Genomic DNA, 14,718 nt, shown 5'->3' with positions numbered 1-14,718 from the left:
AAGCGCCCCCAATGGCTTGGTTTTAGTTAACCTACAAGCCCAAATAATCCCGTAACGCTTGCCGCATTACCTCCACCGGAGCCGACTGCCCCACCCAAAGTTCCAGGGCCGCTGCTCCCTGCTGTACCAGCATCTCCAACCCATCGATCGCGATCGCCCCTTGCTGTTGAGCTTGCCGCAAAAACCGCGTGGGACTCGGCGTATAGATCAAGTCATAAGCGATCGCACCTTGAGCAATCTGAGTTGCGATCGCGTCTTCTAATGGCGACGCTTGATCATGGGGATGCATACCAATCGGCGTACTATTCACCAATAAACCCGCATCAGGTAGGAGACTCGGCAACTCCTCCCAGGTGTGAATAGAAAGCTCAACCGGAATCGGAGAATTAACCCAGCTTTGTTGAAACGCCGCTAACTTCTGGCGATCGCGCCCTACCACTTTCACCGCCGCGCAACCCAACTGAGCACAGCCCGCCACCACAGCCCGCGCCGCACCACCATTGCCTAAAATCACCGCCGTTGTTTGGCTCCAATCGCGATCGTAGGTTTTGAGGGGAGCCAGAAAACCAATCACATCTGTATTCGTGCCGCTCCAGCCTTGCTCTGTGCACCAAACCGTGTTCACGGCCCCAATCGCTTGAGCCACATCCGACACCTGATTCAACAGGGGAATGATGGCTTGTTTGTGCGGAATTGTGATACTAAACCCGCGTAGGTCAATGGCAGCAAATCCAGCGATCGCGGTGGCTAGATCTGATGGCGCTACAGGCAGAGCTACGTAAACGTAATCCAAACCTAGTGCAGCGATCGCCGCATTGTGCATCACGGGTGAGAGCGAATGCTTGATCGGGTCTCCAATCACACCCAAAAGTTTAGTTGTGCCTGTTATTAACTTCATGCCCTGCTAGCTATTTAGATCCTGTTGTCAGAATAGAGCTAGCTGTGAGCGATCGCGCCTGTTGCATCCAAATCGCCACTGCTTCCACAGGAGGACACAAATCAGGTCGCTGCATCATGGCAACCTGCAGCCGCATAATTTGGGGATGCAGCCGATGCAAAGGCGTTTGAGCGAGTTGAGTGCAAGAGGCAATGCCTGCATGCAGCAACAGCCCGCAATATTGACAGCCCACATTGGGAATTTTCGCTAGGTCAGCTAAAGCCACCCATTTGTTGACATGCTGAATATGGATTTGCAGTTGAGCCGCTAGGTGCTGTTTCTGAGCGGGTGTAGCAGCTTGCTGCAATAGCTGTTGAGTAGTGTGAATGCCGTGGCCTTGTAAGCGAGTTTGGTCTTCTTGGCTTAGACCTGGCAGTTGTTCAATGGGCCAGCTACAGGGCCTTAGGGGTTGAGGACGAGACCCGGAACGATGGCGATCGCGCGTACGCATAGTCGTGTCACTGACAAAGAATCCTATTCTGGCGCATGTTGCCCGGATCTGCTGAGAGCAGCGTTCAGAAAAGCCACTGCCCGCCCCGGAAGCGCGATCGCGGAAACAGAATTCGCATCAAACTGTGAGCCGCTAGATAAATCGCGAGCCAAATTGAGCTGTAGTGCCACAAAAAACCGGACATGGATAAGTTGCGATCAATGCCAAATAAACCCACTGTTTTTAGTAACAACACAATAAACACCGCTTCCCATAGCCCCGCTAACAGTTGCAAGGCTCCCGGCCAGTCGCGGTCCCAACGCAACTTTTGCAAGTAGGTGTATAAGGCATCCCACCCTAGCCCAAACAGCGCTGCATAGAGCAGCACCCAGAAAAACTGGGCACTCGCACCGGGGCCAATGTAGCCGAGCGCAAACGGCAGAGTCACCAGGACACCGACTGTGGCGAAAAGAAATAACCGAGTTTGCCAGCGTCCAAATAAGGTAGGTGTCATGCTTTTACCCTCAATTTGAGGACCTCAGCCACTAGATTGATGAAAAACCAGTAGGTAAAGGATATTACAGAACTGTTAAATCTAATCTGCTATGGCTGAGCATATCGAGTTTCATGCAGCAACTTCTAGCTGAAGTCACCGCTACTTTTCTGGCTCTACTCCCCATTGCCAACCCCGTTGGGGCGGTACCTTTGTTCTATAGCTTAACCGCTTTAGATTCCAAAGCTTATCGTCAGGCGCAGGCTCGGAAAACCTCACTGAATGTGATTTGCGTCTTGATTATCTTTTTTCTAGCGGGCAGGCTGATTTTAGAATTTTTTGATCTTTCCTTAGGAGTCTTACGAATTGCGGGGGGCTTGCTAATCGCACACACGGCTTGGGAAATGGTGACTGTACGACCCAGGCTCACTCCCCCAGAACGAGAGGAAGTTGCAGAAAAAGAAGATATTTCCTTCACGCCAATGGCTGTGCCCATGTTGAGCGGTCCGGGTGCGATTGGTGTAGTGATGGGTTTGTCAGCGAGATCAAGCCATTTGCTGGACCAGTTAGGCGCTCTGATCGGAATTCTGCTACTAGGTGGCATGATCTACTTTTGCCTTTCCGTAGGCGATCGCGTCATGGCTCGTTTAGGTAAGAGTGGCGTGGGCGCTTTCAACCGCGTTTTAGGATTTTTCATTTTGGCGATCGCAGTACAGTTCATTGCCGAAGGGACGATCGCCCTCCTCAAAGATTCGCTTCCGGAGCTATTCAACTAGGTGGCTGCTAGGAGGGAGGTTGCCCAATCACCCACTTGAACCACTGACTCAGCGATCGCACAGGGTGTAAGCGTTGTAAACTAGGAGCGCGCATTTTTGCTAAGTCTGCCACTGCGCAAAGAGCCGCATATTGTAAGCCCAAAAAACTATCGACCGCCGCGTAGGGGCCACCTAGCGTCATAGCTCCCGCTGCATACATGCGCCCTCGACCATTCCGCATTTCTACCAGCTCAAAATCATTAGCTACACTCAAGCGACCTAACGGGTTGAGCGGCAAACTGTACTGCGTCACCAAATCATCTAGAAGCGGGTTTGTTTTGATCTTTGCTTCTAAACCTGTGGCATCAATGACAAAATCTGCTTCCAGGCGCATCTGCCCCTTCAAGTTTTGTTCTTGAATGTAAGTCACAGGGCGATCGCGAGCATCCTGTTCTACCCGCTCGACTTCCCCAAAAGTAATTTGGTACCAACCTTGACTCAGCCCCTCTTCTACCATGCGTCGCCAATCTCCGCGATCGGCTGTAGTCGTGCCGCCCCAAACTGCTAAAAGACTCTGACGCTGTTGCGGATCGGCTTGCTCTAGCATGGTTCGCAACTCCCCGCTCCAGCAAGCTTTCGGCCAATTAAATGGTTGAAACTCGTAATGATTCTCGACGTGGCGTTGGGCGAAGCCGAACTTGTTGCCTTGCGGTTTGGGCGATCGCATCAAATGCAAAACCGCAATGTGAGGATTTTTTTGCCGCGCTTCGTAGAGCCGTTGCACAATCCGCGAGGCTACAATGCCCCGCCCTCGAATTAATACAGTGCCCCCCTGCCGTTCCAAGTGTTCATACACATGGTCATGATTTTCGTAAGCATTCACCACCGATTTAAAGTCTTTCGTTTGCTCGCGATAGGCTTGCAAGTCAGGCAAAAACTGAATTGCAGGGTATCCGGTGGCGAGTTGCACATAGCGGGCCACCAGGAAGGCATGATCGCGTTGCTGCGAGGTTGAGCGAGAATAGGCGATCGCGTACCGTCCATCATTGGTTTTGCGAATTCCCCGCACCCGCCCGTAGAGAAACATTTGTTCCCAACCGATCCGTTTAGCTTCGCGATCGAGAGATGCAAAGACATTGCTAGCCCGTGGGGTATAGGTTTCAGCAAAGGTTGGCTCGGCAAATACCTGCCACAGATATTTCAGTGCTGCAAGAAGTCTGCCTTTGCTCAAGTCGTGCCAAGCTTCCCGCAACGCATAGCTGGGCCAGCCCCAAATATTGTCCGGGCAAGAATCAGAGTTGGAGCGCAGCCGTTCATGCGAGGGAATCTGAGAGTTGAGGCAGAGACGTTGATAGCGAGCATAGGGCTGAGGCTCCATGCCTAAAGCAATAATTTGGGCTGTGTGGACTCCACAAATCCGCAACAAATCAACCCAGCAAAGGCTACCTAACCCTGCTCCGATCGCAGCGTAGTCAGTTTCTTGAACGGGTAACCCTGTGGCAAACAAATCTTGTACTGAGACTTGCTGATTTTGAAACAGAGCGGGTGGAAAAGATGCATCAGTTAGATTGACCTCGTCGGGACTCGGCAACTCTGTGACGGCAAAACGAGGATCAGGTAACTGAGTTGCCGCCAGAGAAGGTGGAGTTGAAGGAGATGTGGCAGGTGCCGGAGGAGTGACGGCGAAGGAAATGGCGATCGCATAGGGGCCAATCTGGATCGTGTCGCCGTTGGCTAAGAAACTGCGATGATGCAGCACTCCGTTGACTAGCGTGCCATTAATGCTGCTTTGATCGGTCACGACTAAGCCATCTGGCTCGAAAGTGATCAATGCATGGAAGCGAGAAATATCGTCACTGGCTAGAACAACTCGGCAAACTCGTTGTTCGCCGACCAGAGCGGGCATGTGAGCAAATTCTCGTCCCAGAGCGATCGGCACCATCAAAACTGGCGATCGCCGCTCTCCTGTAACAGGTTCTTCCCAGCTCAATTGAATTTGGAATGGTGCAGCCCCCATCATGGGCAACTCCTATCACCTGATGGCTACGTTGGCGCCAGTATGACACTGACTGCCGCTGCTAAGGAAGCCCCACACCAATGACACCCTGCCGCTACATGCTCATAGGCTAAAACTTGGTGGCATTTGGGGCACTTGAGGCCGTAGACAGAACTAGCTACCGGAACCACAGCGGGCAGTGGACTGGAAGCAGAAGTGTGAACAGGAGTGAGAGCAGGAGTCATAGGAGTGGCAAAAAACTGGGGTGTTAAAAGCAGCGTGGCCATAATTGGCGCGATCGCAGTAACGGTGAGATCTACTTGACCTAACCTAATCTGGCTACCTACCTTGAGCGCTGCCTCGCCCTGCATCAAAGGCAAACCATCAATTACAGGAGGATTTTGATCTCGCAGATTGCGCAAATAATAGTGCTGCTGGCGCGGTTGCCAGAAAATCTCAACATGCAAACCAGAGACAGTAGGGTGCGATAGTATCCAATCACAGCGTTCTGGATCACGCCCAACCCGGAAACCGCCCGCATTCTTGGTAGGTTGAAAGGGATGCAGCGTTTGAGTTTTGGTCAGACCTGACTCAGTCCAGGCGAAGGTGATTTCGTACATCGTCCCAGCTTTTAATGACTTGCTATCACTTACCTCAGCTGTAGTGGGGGCAATTCCCTATTCTGTTTCGCCAGATTTATGAAATAGCTAGGATTTACAAGTCTGATCTTCTGCCTAACTTTGTGTTTTCTAATGAGTAAATTTGCTTATCAAAATTCGGCTGACAATCTTGATATTGTTTTTTTGCAACGCAATAAAAGCAGCGGATTATTTTCTTGTTTAGGTAGAGCAATCCTAGATGGGGTGCACCTCCCACAACCCATCAAATTGATCAATCATTTAGGATTGCTATATTTCCTTTAGATAGAAAAGTACAAAATTCTTCTGATTGTGATGTGTCTCACAGCAAAATTAATTAAATCTTTATTAAATATCAAAGAGATTAACTCAGTCCGTTGTTGTAGCTTTTCACGGAGCATAACTTATGGCTACAAGTGGCGCTCCCAAACGAGACAATATTAACCAGGATGAGGTGACTAAGTTTTGGGGGCGCGAGATGACAGACCTCGCCCCCCGAGAAAAAGAACTGGTGGTGATGCTCTGGCAGAAGCTCAAGCAACGCCGTCAGAACCCGTCCAAGTCACCAACTACATCGCACAGCTTAGATCTCCAGCTTTTTGGGTAAAGCGCAGATTTTCGCTGTAGTCCACTGGGCAATCGATCACGGCTGGGACATCCTGAGCTAAAGCGGTTTTCAAGGTGGGAATCAAATCGGTTGCAGATTCAACTCGGTAGCCTTTCAAGCCCATGCTTTCAGCCAGCTTCACAAAGTCAGGATTGGTGAATTTGACAAAGGCAGAATGGCCATAGTAGTTCTGTTGCTTCCATTCGATTAAGCCATAGCCACCGTCATTAAAAATGATCGTGACAAAGGCGGTGCCGACTCGTAGCGCGGTTTCTAGCTCTTGGCAGTTCATCATAAAACCACCATCTCCAGTTACCGCGACTACCTTACGGTCTGGGTGCACCAGCTTAGCCGCGATCGCGCCTGGAATGGCAATGCCCATCGCCGCAAACCCATTGGAGATAATGCAGGTGTTAGGGCGATCGCAGTGGTAGTGCCGCGCCATCCACATTTTGTGTGCACCCACATCGGAAATCACCACGTCCTCTGGCCCCATGACTTGCCGTAGGTCGTAGACTAGCTTTTGGGGTTTAATGGGAAAACCATCATCCTTGGCATACTGCTCGTAGTCAGCTTGAATGTCTGCCCGTAAGCTAATGGCATAAGGCTCTGGCTGACCTTGGCGGTTAGAGCGCTTCAAGATTTCTTCCAGGGAATCAGAAATATCTCCCACGACATCGGCGATCGGCATATAGCTGCTATCAACTTCTGCGGTGGTTTCGCCAATATGCACAATCGGAATCGTACCGTTGGGGTTCCACTTCTTGGGTGAATATTCGATTAAGTCGTAACCAATCGCAATTACTAAGTCAGCGCGATCAAAGCCACAACTGATGTAGTCGCGCAGCTGTAAACCCACTGACCACAAAGCTAAAGGATGGGTGTAAGGAATCACCCCTTTGCCCATAAAGGTATTCGCCACAGGAATATTGAGTTCTGTGGCGAACTTAGTCAAGGTTTCGCTAGCATGCGCCCGAATTGCTCCGTTACCTACCAGAATGATCGGATTTTTAGCATTAGCGATCGCCAATGCCGCTTGCTCAATGCTGTGGAATGAAGCGTAGACTTTCTCCATCGAGCACTTGGACAGGGGTTGCCCTGGAGCCGTCATGGCGGCAATATTTTCTGGGAAATCGATGTGAACGGCACCTGGTTTCTCGCTTTCAGCGATCTTGAACGCTTTGCGGACGATTTCTGGAGTATTGCTAGGGCGAACAATTTGGGCGTTCCACTTGGTTACAGGCGCAAACATGGCCACCAAGTCGAGGTATTGGTGTGACTCAATGTGCATGCGATCAGTGCCAACTTGCCCAGTGATAGCAATGAGCGGGGCGCGGTCTAAATTGGCATCTGCCACACCAGTCATCAAGTTGGTGGCACCAGGGCCGAGGGTGGAGAGGCAAACTCCCGCTTTCCCCGTCAAACGACCATAGACATCTGCCATAAAAGCAGCGCCTTGCTCGTGACGAGTGGTGATGAACTGAATTGAGGAATGGCTTAAGGCTTCCAGCATGTGGAGGTTTTCCTCACCGGGTAAGCCGAAAACGTAGCGAACTCCCTCATTTTCTAGGCACTTAACCAACAGTTCAGCAGTGTTGATTTGACCTGTCGTTTCACCCATGTCATTTCACCCAAACGGTTTTGATATTGACGAATTCATGAATGCCCTGAATGCCTAACTCTCGCCCATATCCCGATCGCTTAATGCCACCAAAAGGCAAGCGCGGATCGGATTTGACAAGCCCGTTAATAAATACAGCACCCGCGTCTAGTTCTTCGATCAGGCGGCTGGCTTCGTCTGCGACTTGGGTCCAAGCACTGGCTCCCAAGCCAAAAGAAGTGCTGTTAGCGAGGCGAATCGCTTCATCGATATCTTTCACCCGAAATAGCAGTGCCACCGGACCAAAAAATTCTTCTTGGTCGGCAGGGGTACCAGGGGGAAAGTCGGTGAGAATTGTAGGAGCGTAGAAATTGCCAGGGCGCTCTTTTATAGGATGCCCACCCACTGGCGCTCTTGCACCTTTTTCTAGGCAAGCCTGCACCTGATGGTCTAAATCTTGCAGGATGTCAGGGGTAGCTAGGGGACCAATATCAGTGTCGAGATTCATCGGGTCGCCCACTTTCAGCGCCTGATACTGCTCGACTAAGCGGCGCTCAAACTGATCGGCGATCGCATCAGCAATAATAAAGCGCTTGCCAGCAATGCAAGATTGGCCGTTGTTCATGAGACGCGCAGTTACAGCGGTGGTCACTGCTGCTTCTAGATCCGCACTCTCTAAGACAATAAATGGGTCACTGCCACCCAGTTCCAGCACAGTTTTTTTGATTTGCTTGCCACAAGCAGAGGCGAGACTAGCACCCGCATGTTCGCTTCCAGTCAGGGCGGCTGCTTTGACGCGATCGTCAGCAACTAGAGCCGCCACGCGATCCGAGCCGATCAGCAGCGTTTGGAATACTCCAGGCGGAAAACCAGCTTTATCAAAAACGTCTTGGATGGCTAAGGCGCACTGGGGCACGTTTGAGGCATGTTTAAGCAAGCCAACATTTCCTACCATCAGAGCGGGTGCGGCAAAGCGGAAAACTTGCCAAAAGGGAAAATTCCACGGCATCACCGCGAGCACTGCCCCAATGGGTTGATAGCGCACAAAGCTCTGACTGGCATCAGTTTGAGCGGGTACATCCGCCAAAAATTCTGCGGCATTTTCCGCGTAGTAGCGACAGACCCAGGCGCATTTCTCTACTTCAGCGATCGCTGACTTAAGAGTTTTGCCCATTTCCAGGGTCATGATTTTGCCAAAATGCTCTTTGTTCGACTCCAGAATTTGCGCCGCGGCTTGCATCCACTCCGCCCGTTGCGCGATCGCAGTTTTTCGATACTGCTGAAAGGCTTGGTCTGCTTGCTGAAGTTTAGCTTCTAGTTCTGCGTCTGTAAGGGGTTCAAATGTCTTGAGCGTCTCTCCCGTGGCTGGGTTAATCGTTGCGAGCCCCATATCCAACCTCCCGTTGAACACAAATGAGGTAGCTCATCTAGCTCGCCTTGGCTGACTCAAATACCCCAAGTGCCTCAAGTGTCTGATTCTGCTCAATTCATAGACGCTCAATGCGTAGAAACAGACATGGAGCCAGCAGTTCTAGAAAATTTTCAGCTTTCGCAGCGTGTTGAGAAGAGGTTTATCTGCTGTAAAGAAATGGCAGTCAGTTGGATACTTGGAGGGTAAGAGATTAGTCAATGTGCTTACTAAATCAGTTGTGTAGCTACCAGCTGCTAGCACGAGTCTAACAACAAATTTCTTGAATGGCGGATATTGAAACGTTAATCCATACCCCAAGTAGCAACAAGACCCAAAGCGAACTCCATATTCAATAAGGCATGCGGCATCGTCAACAGCTATTCCTACCGCCAAAGGTTGTGGCTGAGTTAGGCTTTTGGGATTAAGCTTTTTAGTCGACTACGAATTCCGAACCTGTTCCGTAGCTTTTGTAAGTTTTTTCGAGAGTCTTTAGTTTGGATTGCTAAACGACGACGTAGCAAAAAGCTCTTTTTGACTAGATTTGGAGAAGTACACCAGCGGTGATAGGCAGGAATAGCAACAGCTTCCAGGAAGGTTTGCCACCGTTTTGTTAACTCAGTTGGAAAGGTTTCTACAGCTCGGCATCTTCCATTCTGAATGATATTTCGGCGTAATTCTGAGTTGCCTTGGAGCTTTGCCAGAGCTTGAAGTGTGTCTGCTAAGGACAAAACTTCTAAGTAATCCAGCTCACTTTTACGCTCGTGGCGGAAGGCTGAGTCGTATCCCAGAATGGCGGGCACACCTGCGTGCCAAGCGTTGTACAGCTTAGATGCGGGTTTCCAAGAATACTCCTGACGGCCAAAGCTACGTATCGCCAGAATGGCATCAATCTCGCTGTAATTGTTCCAAAGGTCAAAGTCGCTGACTACACGCCAATTCAATCCTAAATTAGCAAGTTGTTCTCTCCAGGATGCGGTTCTTAGTTCAGGAACTATATTCTCCTCAAGGCCGAAAAAGGCAATATTTTCAAAGCGATCGCCTCGGCTTGGGTCGCGAGGAATCAAGCCAGGTTGAGGCCAAAGGGGCAAAAAGTAGCGATCGCCAGGTAATAGGAAGCGATCGCCTAGCGTCATGGTTTTGAGAGAGAGGGCTAGCGGATTTTGGACAACGTGAATCTGAGCGTAAGGGTGCCTTGCGCGATCTGCCTGAAAGCAAACAATCATCTGCTTAGGGCCAGGTTGTAGGTCAGGCGGTAAAGAGTCCCAATGAGCCAGGATAATGCCTTCATCAGGTAAGGTGCTAATCAGTTGGCATGGGAAGCCACTTGCATTCAAACGCAAGTACGTCTGCAATGTCCAGCAGTAGACTCCTCGCCTAAAACCTACCCAATAAGTGTCAGCGTTATCTGTCATGTCATCTGTCCAGTCAGCTTGAGGGAGATAGAAGTAGACAGGTGGCAGCTTGTTAGTCATGGATGAGGAGAGCGTCAGATGATGGAGTAGCTGAGAGGTAGCTTACTCCTGTTTGTTTCTCCTCATTTAACACAGTTTTTCGATTGGAACCCATCTATTCTGGCTCTCTTTATCAGCTTTTTACATTCTTTCAGATATTTATTGGGCCTGGGTTTAAGCGGTCTGATTAAAGAGTAGGACTGGAGGAAGGGGATGGAGTAGGAGCAAGCTGTGGTGGTAGTTGCGGCAACCCTGTGCAGGCACTAGGCACTTGTCCTGCTAAGCGCTGGCTCTTTTTGGCTTGGTTGAGTTGATGGACATATTGAGCCCGCTCTTGACCGCGCAGTTTCCCGCCTTTGTTGGAGCGCAGGTTAGAATCCTTAGCCGCAGCGTTTAGAGCATTCTGTTGTTGACATGGCAGAGGATTAGGAGCGGTTGAGCTAGGCTGCTCAGAAATCTTCTCCGTTTTTTGCGGCTTTTGCTGCTTTTGTGGTTTGCCCTTAGCCATTGCAGGCATTGTCACGGCGGCAAGGCAGACAATGATCATGCCCGAATACAGTAATTTCTTCATGGTTGTCTGGAGAAGCTTAGAAATGGTTGATGTTCTAGCGATCGCGAATTGCAGCGGGAACGAAGCCTGAGACCTGAACGAAGGGAAGGGAAATCTCTCTTATACAGGAATAGACGAAGTATAAATTTATACTGTTCCTGAGGAGTAAAAAATTGCAGAAATTGCTCTCGTCTGGAAGGCTTGGCCCACAGATAAAGGCTCAGAGTCCAAGATTCAGTATGCCCAACCTCGCAGTAAAAAATAATCGCCGCTTTGTCTAGGGGGATGACAAAGGGCGATCGCTAGAAAGTATTTAATTTGCAATTGTGGGTGAATCTTGGTTGAGGCTGCCTTAAAGCCTGAGTGATGGTTTCTGGCGTTGCTGCGATTGAGTGTACTTACACACCAACTGATTCATCGTTAACAGAAGAATCTGAAGTATTCCAATCAACGCCCCAAGAGTAAGCAAGTAGCTCTGTCCAGCTTTCAGCATCGCCATCAATGGCTCCAAAGCTGAGAAATGGATCAAAGGCACCCGCAATATCGAGTGGGGAGTCTTGCTCAGGAAATTTGTTTTTGTCTAGAAGTGCAGTTGGCTTGGAGTCTGCAAACATGGTCTTCTCTTGAATTCGTCATTCCATGTCAGCCCATGAAGTGTCGTGACACGAACTTGAGCCAATAGATATTTCTAAAGATGCGCCAAGACTCCGGACAAATCCTGTCTCGAAAGGCTAACGTGCTCCCCTTCTCAGGTTCAGTATAAATTGAGGGGAGCTGTCATGCTTACGGAGGACAAGCACTCAGTTAGTTTGCAATTGAGCTTCTAGGGTTTTAGCAATGCGATCGCGGGTTTCCTCTAAGTGAGCTTTGGTATACGTGTCTAGCTTGCGGCCTTGTTTGCGTAAGGTATCGCTCAGCGAGCCATGTAATTGTCGTAGCTCATACCATGCTAGGGTTCGGGCATCTTCTGGAGCTTCCCGCTTCCGCAGCACCATCGCAGTTAAGAGATTGAGATGCTCGCGTTGTAGGGCGCGATTGAGGCTGGAGAATTTCATCGGCTGGTCACTAGGTCGTACCACTCCTTGCCAAATGCTGGTTTGGAGGGTATCAAATAGTTCTGGCAGCGTTAAAGCTTTTCCAGGTTCAGTTTTGAGCTCTGTGTCTTGCAGTCGGCTGAGGCGATCGGCAGAGAGGAGATCTCGCAGCACAATGCTTTGGAGAAACAAGACGCGATCGTGAATGGGATAATCCAGATTGAACACTGGAACGTTGGTGCCCCAATGGTTCCAGCGTGAAGGAGCTAACTTGTTGAGGAGTCGGGGCGAGAACTGGAAGGACTCTTCATTGAACACATATTTCTGGACCAGGGCTAAGGCTTGCCGCTGTTTTTCCACCGGAATCGGTTCTAGCGGTAAACGCCCAGCTGCATCTCCCCCGTGGTAACGACTTAAGGATTGACCACCAATGAAGTTGTTGGCATTGAGGGCGTAGCCCAAGTAGTAGAAAAAGATGGTGTCGAAGACGTCCCGAACTTCGCTATAGCTTTCTCCTGCTACGGGATAACGCTTATCGAGCCGTTTCCACATTTCACGAGCGTTGTCCATCTGCCATTGTGAGTAGAGCAAAACATCGCCACTCAAATCAAAGGCGTTTACCTCTGGATCGAGACCTGCGATGACGTCTTCGTCGGTGGCATAGGCTAGGTGAGCTTGCGGAGCGCGTTGGGCGATCGCTTGTAACCCCCGAATTTCTGCCTGCGGCACCGTTGCGATAATGGGCTTGTACCCGTACTCGATCGCCCACTCATCGTAAGGACCGACCACCTCAGTAAAATAGTCTCCCTGCTTGCCGCCTTGAGGAGCTAGGTTAGCAGCGTTGTAGTCCATCACCGAGGCAACTAGGCCCTGAGATTGGGTGAGTTTAGTATTGTTGAGGTCTTGGGGCTGAATCATTGTGCTGCCGTGGAAATTATGCCGCAACCCCAATGTATGCCCGACTTCATGAGCAATCAGCTCTCGCATGAACTGATGGATATATTTCTGCATTTCCGCCCCACTGGGCATAGCATTCTGCAACAAGGAGAGGGAGAGGTGCCCAGCCGCAAACTGGTGGGCTAGCTCCATGCCATAACAAGCATCTTGCTCGTGGGTTTGCTGCACGATCCGAGCCACCGCAGGGGGAATGGCAGGCTGAGCGATCGCAGAGTCAGATTGCATGGCCCGCAAGTAACGAGGCTGAACTCCGCCTAGTGCACATAAGTTTTTGGCAGTGGCTGGGCCAGAAGGCTGACCAGAGGGCTGACCAGAAGGTTGGCTTTGGGACACCAAGGCCTGAAAACCTTGCTTGAGATAACGAATGAAGTTGCCATCGACAATAATGTCAGCGTCGAGAATTTCGCCTGTGAGCGGATTGACGCGAGAAGGCCCCATCGCAAAGGCGCTGTCGAAGGAGTTGAACCAGCGAATCGTGTTATAGCGAATGTCAGCAGGATCCCAAGTGGCGTTGTCAGGCATCTGCTTGACTTCGATCGCATTCAGGAAGCCAATTTTCTCAAAGGCCCGATTCCACATCAGTACGCCTTCTTGGACTGCCTCGCGGTACTCCAGCGGCACTGTGTTCTCAATCCAGAAGACAATCGGTTGCTTGGGAGGTGACAGCGCTGCATCGGGATCTTGTTTCTGCAAGTCCCAACGGTTGATGTAGCGGACGAACGGTTCTCGGCGGTTGTCATCGGAAAAATCTTGATAGGCCGTGATGAAGTAACCCACGCGATCGTCTGCAATCCGAGGTCGATAGGGATTGTTTTTGGGCAGCTCTGAGAAGCTGTAATGAACTCGTAAGGTTAAGGCGCGGCTGTCAGGTAACGCATTGATATAGGAGGGAGCACCCTCTCCGCCTCCGCCAGAAAAGCCATACACTGACTCAATTTCCACATTGAACGGAAACGCCTTGGCTGGACCGAAGTAAGACTTATTGGAATCGATGCTGTAGGGGCTTTCTAGCATCCAGCTTACGACTGGAGAGAGGCTGGCAAAGTCATTGAGTAGGAGGGGACCTAAATCGACCAAGACAGTCTTGCGTTTGGGATGGATACTTTTGATCGGTAGGGACGCGAGGACAGAATCACTAAAGGATCGGTCAAGGGATCGTTGGAGTGGATCACCAGCGCGGGTGCGGAAATAGGTGTTGGGCACCACGAAATGAATGTTCTGATTGACTCGGCGAAACTGAAAGAGAAAGTCTCCGGTGGGCAAGCCACTGTAGAGCCCGCTTTCCCCGATTCCAGATTCTAAAGTCATTGTGGCCAAGAAGTTTTGGTTCAACTGTCCTGGCTTGATTTCAGCGTAGAGTTTACCTGTCTCTTTGTTGCGGTAGAGGGTAAACAGCCCGCTGATTTTTTGAGTTTTCTTAATGACTTTATCGAAGGATTGCAGATCAAGTAAGTCTGATGCCTCGTCTGCGTCTTCGGAGGAATCGTCCGCTGCGGCGATCGCGAAGGGTTTGGAGTTAACCAAGGTTTCAGCATTTCCCCCTGCCTGATCCAAAGCCTGATCTATGGTTGGCTCGACCAGGGGTTGGATAGTGGCTGGAGCGCTTGTTACGAGTGTGGGGTTGGGCGCGATCGCTGCATGAGTGCTGACATTGGGTTCGTAAGCCTGGACTAGACCTACTCCTACAAATAGAAATAGGCCACAGAGAAAAGCGATATAGAACGAAAACTTTTTCATTTCACCCACTACGCCCCTACTGCCAATGACGAAAAGGTAAACGGTGCGGGAGGGTAGGGAAAACTCCTGCACCATTAAATGAAGCATTCATACTAAAGCTATCCCCAAATAACGGGGGAAAT

General features: G+C 50.4%; 13 protein-coding genes. 2 read left to right on the top strand and 11 right to left on the bottom strand.

The window, feature by feature from the left end; translation table 11 throughout:
* Positions 1 to 31: 31 nt before the first annotated feature.
* The 3 genes from H6F68_RS03735 to H6F68_RS03725 all read right to left on the bottom strand — a co-directional run bounded on the left by H6F68_RS03735 (position 32) and on the right by H6F68_RS03725 (position 1,881).
* Entirely contained in the window at positions 32 to 898 is an 867-nt protein-coding gene (locus tag H6F68_RS03735; protein WP_190556538.1) for a shikimate dehydrogenase, read from the bottom strand.
* A 10-nt stretch (positions 899 to 908) separates the two neighbouring features.
* Positions 909 to 1,388, bottom strand: coding sequence for a DUF4332 domain-containing protein (locus H6F68_RS03730; RefSeq protein ID WP_190556535.1), 480 nt, complete (start codon positions 1,386 to 1,388; stop codon positions 909 to 911).
* Between the two features lie 64 nt (positions 1,389 to 1,452).
* Positions 1,453 to 1,881 carry a hypothetical protein gene (locus H6F68_RS03725; protein WP_190556533.1) on the bottom strand — a complete coding sequence of 143 codons (429 nt, stop codon included), beginning with the start codon at positions 1,879 to 1,881 and terminating at the stop codon, positions 1,453 to 1,455.
* Positions 1,882 to 1,994: 113 nt separating this feature from the next.
* Here H6F68_RS03725 and H6F68_RS03720 point away from each other — a divergent pair, with 113 nt between their 5' ends.
* Positions 1,995 to 2,636: a MarC family protein gene (locus H6F68_RS03720; RefSeq protein WP_190556531.1), complete on the top strand. Its 642-nt coding sequence runs from the start codon at positions 1,995 to 1,997 to the stop codon at positions 2,634 to 2,636.
* Positions 2,637 to 2,643: 7 nt separating this feature from the next.
* Here H6F68_RS03720 and H6F68_RS03715 read toward each other — a convergent pair whose 3' ends face one another.
* On the bottom strand, positions 2,644 to 4,635 hold the full coding sequence (locus H6F68_RS03715; RefSeq protein ID WP_242065316.1) for an FHA domain-containing protein: 1,992 nt from the start codon (positions 4,633 to 4,635) through the stop codon (positions 2,644 to 2,646).
* Between the two features lie 23 nt (positions 4,636 to 4,658).
* Positions 4,659 to 5,231, bottom strand: a complete 573-nt coding sequence (locus H6F68_RS03710; protein WP_190556529.1) for an FHA domain-containing protein — start codon at positions 5,229 to 5,231, stop codon at positions 4,659 to 4,661.
* Between the two features lie 424 nt (positions 5,232 to 5,655).
* Here H6F68_RS03710 and H6F68_RS03705 point away from each other — a divergent pair, with 424 nt between their 5' ends.
* Positions 5,656 to 5,856: a hypothetical protein gene (locus tag H6F68_RS03705; protein WP_190556527.1), complete on the top strand. Its 201-nt coding sequence runs from the start codon at positions 5,656 to 5,658 to the stop codon at positions 5,854 to 5,856.
* Here H6F68_RS03705 and H6F68_RS03700 read toward each other — a convergent pair.
* The 6 genes from H6F68_RS03700 to H6F68_RS03675 form a co-directional block, all read right to left on the bottom strand.
* A complete protein-coding gene (locus H6F68_RS03700; RefSeq protein WP_313930017.1) occupies positions 5,819 to 7,456 on the bottom strand; it encodes an acetolactate synthase large subunit in 1,638 nt (545 codons plus the stop codon). The genes H6F68_RS03705 and H6F68_RS03700 overlap by 38 nt on opposite strands.
* Positions 7,457 to 7,478: 22 nt before the next feature.
* The gene (locus tag H6F68_RS03695) at positions 7,479 to 8,846 is read right to left on the bottom strand and encodes an NAD-dependent succinate-semialdehyde dehydrogenase (RefSeq protein WP_190556525.1); all 1,368 of its coding nucleotides are present in this window, start codon (positions 8,844 to 8,846) and stop codon (positions 7,479 to 7,481) included.
* 428 nt (positions 8,847 to 9,274) lie between these two features.
* Positions 9,275 to 10,339, bottom strand: a complete 1,065-nt coding sequence (locus tag H6F68_RS03690) for a hypothetical protein (protein WP_190556523.1) — start codon at positions 10,337 to 10,339, stop codon at positions 9,275 to 9,277.
* 166 nt (positions 10,340 to 10,505) lie between these two features.
* The gene (locus tag H6F68_RS03685; RefSeq protein WP_190556521.1) at positions 10,506 to 10,889 is read right to left on the bottom strand and encodes a hypothetical protein; all 384 of its coding nucleotides are present in this window, start codon (positions 10,887 to 10,889) and stop codon (positions 10,506 to 10,508) included.
* 377 nt (positions 10,890 to 11,266) lie between these two features.
* Positions 11,267 to 11,482, bottom strand: coding sequence for a hypothetical protein (locus H6F68_RS03680; RefSeq protein ID WP_190556519.1), 216 nt, complete (start codon positions 11,480 to 11,482; stop codon positions 11,267 to 11,269).
* 186 nt (positions 11,483 to 11,668) lie between these two features.
* On the bottom strand, positions 11,669 to 14,683 hold the full coding sequence (locus H6F68_RS03675) for a zinc-dependent metalloprotease (RefSeq protein ID WP_242065315.1): 3,015 nt from the start codon (positions 14,681 to 14,683) through the stop codon (positions 11,669 to 11,671).
* Positions 14,684 to 14,718: the final 35 nt, after the last annotated feature.

Source organism: Trichocoleus sp. FACHB-262, assembly GCF_014696035.1.
In the GTDB taxonomy this organism is placed as follows: domain Bacteria; phylum Cyanobacteriota; class Cyanobacteriia; order FACHB-46; family FACHB-46; genus Trichocoleus.
The sequence above is the reverse complement of the archived record's forward strand: the minus strand, read 5'-3'. Positions and strand labels throughout refer to the sequence as shown.

What these genes read in the sequence shown, in the direction of transcription:
- H6F68_RS03705 (WP_190556527.1), top strand. Translation starts at nt 5,656, where the DNA reads ATGGCTACAAGTGGCGCTCCCAAACGAGACAATATTAACCAGGATGAG.
- H6F68_RS03715 (WP_242065316.1), bottom strand. Translation starts at nt 4,635, where the DNA reads ATGATGGGGGCTGCACCATTCCAAATTCAATTGAGCTGGGAAGAACCT.
- H6F68_RS03675 (WP_242065315.1), bottom strand. Translation starts at nt 14,683, where the DNA reads ATGCTTCATTTAATGGTGCAGGAGTTTTCCCTACCCTCCCGCACCGTT.
- H6F68_RS03725 (WP_190556533.1), bottom strand. Translation starts at nt 1,881, where the DNA reads ATGACACCTACCTTATTTGGACGCTGGCAAACTCGGTTATTTCTTTTC.
- H6F68_RS03720 (WP_190556531.1), top strand. Translation starts at nt 1,995, where the DNA reads ATGCAGCAACTTCTAGCTGAAGTCACCGCTACTTTTCTGGCTCTACTC.
- H6F68_RS03695 (WP_190556525.1), bottom strand. Translation starts at nt 8,846, where the DNA reads ATGGGGCTCGCAACGATTAACCCAGCCACGGGAGAGACGCTCAAGACA.
- H6F68_RS03730 (WP_190556535.1), bottom strand. Translation starts at nt 1,388, where the DNA reads ATGCGTACGCGCGATCGCCATCGTTCCGGGTCTCGTCCTCAACCCCTA.
- H6F68_RS03735 (WP_190556538.1), bottom strand. Translation starts at nt 898, where the DNA reads ATGAAGTTAATAACAGGCACAACTAAACTTTTGGGTGTGATTGGAGAC.
- H6F68_RS03685 (WP_190556521.1), bottom strand. Translation starts at nt 10,889, where the DNA reads ATGAAGAAATTACTGTATTCGGGCATGATCATTGTCTGCCTTGCCGCC.
- H6F68_RS03690 (WP_190556523.1), bottom strand. Translation starts at nt 10,339, where the DNA reads ATGACTAACAAGCTGCCACCTGTCTACTTCTATCTCCCTCAAGCTGAC.
- H6F68_RS03680 (WP_190556519.1), bottom strand. Translation starts at nt 11,482, where the DNA reads ATGTTTGCAGACTCCAAGCCAACTGCACTTCTAGACAAAAACAAATTT.
- H6F68_RS03710 (WP_190556529.1), bottom strand. Translation starts at nt 5,231, where the DNA reads ATGTACGAAATCACCTTCGCCTGGACTGAGTCAGGTCTGACCAAAACT.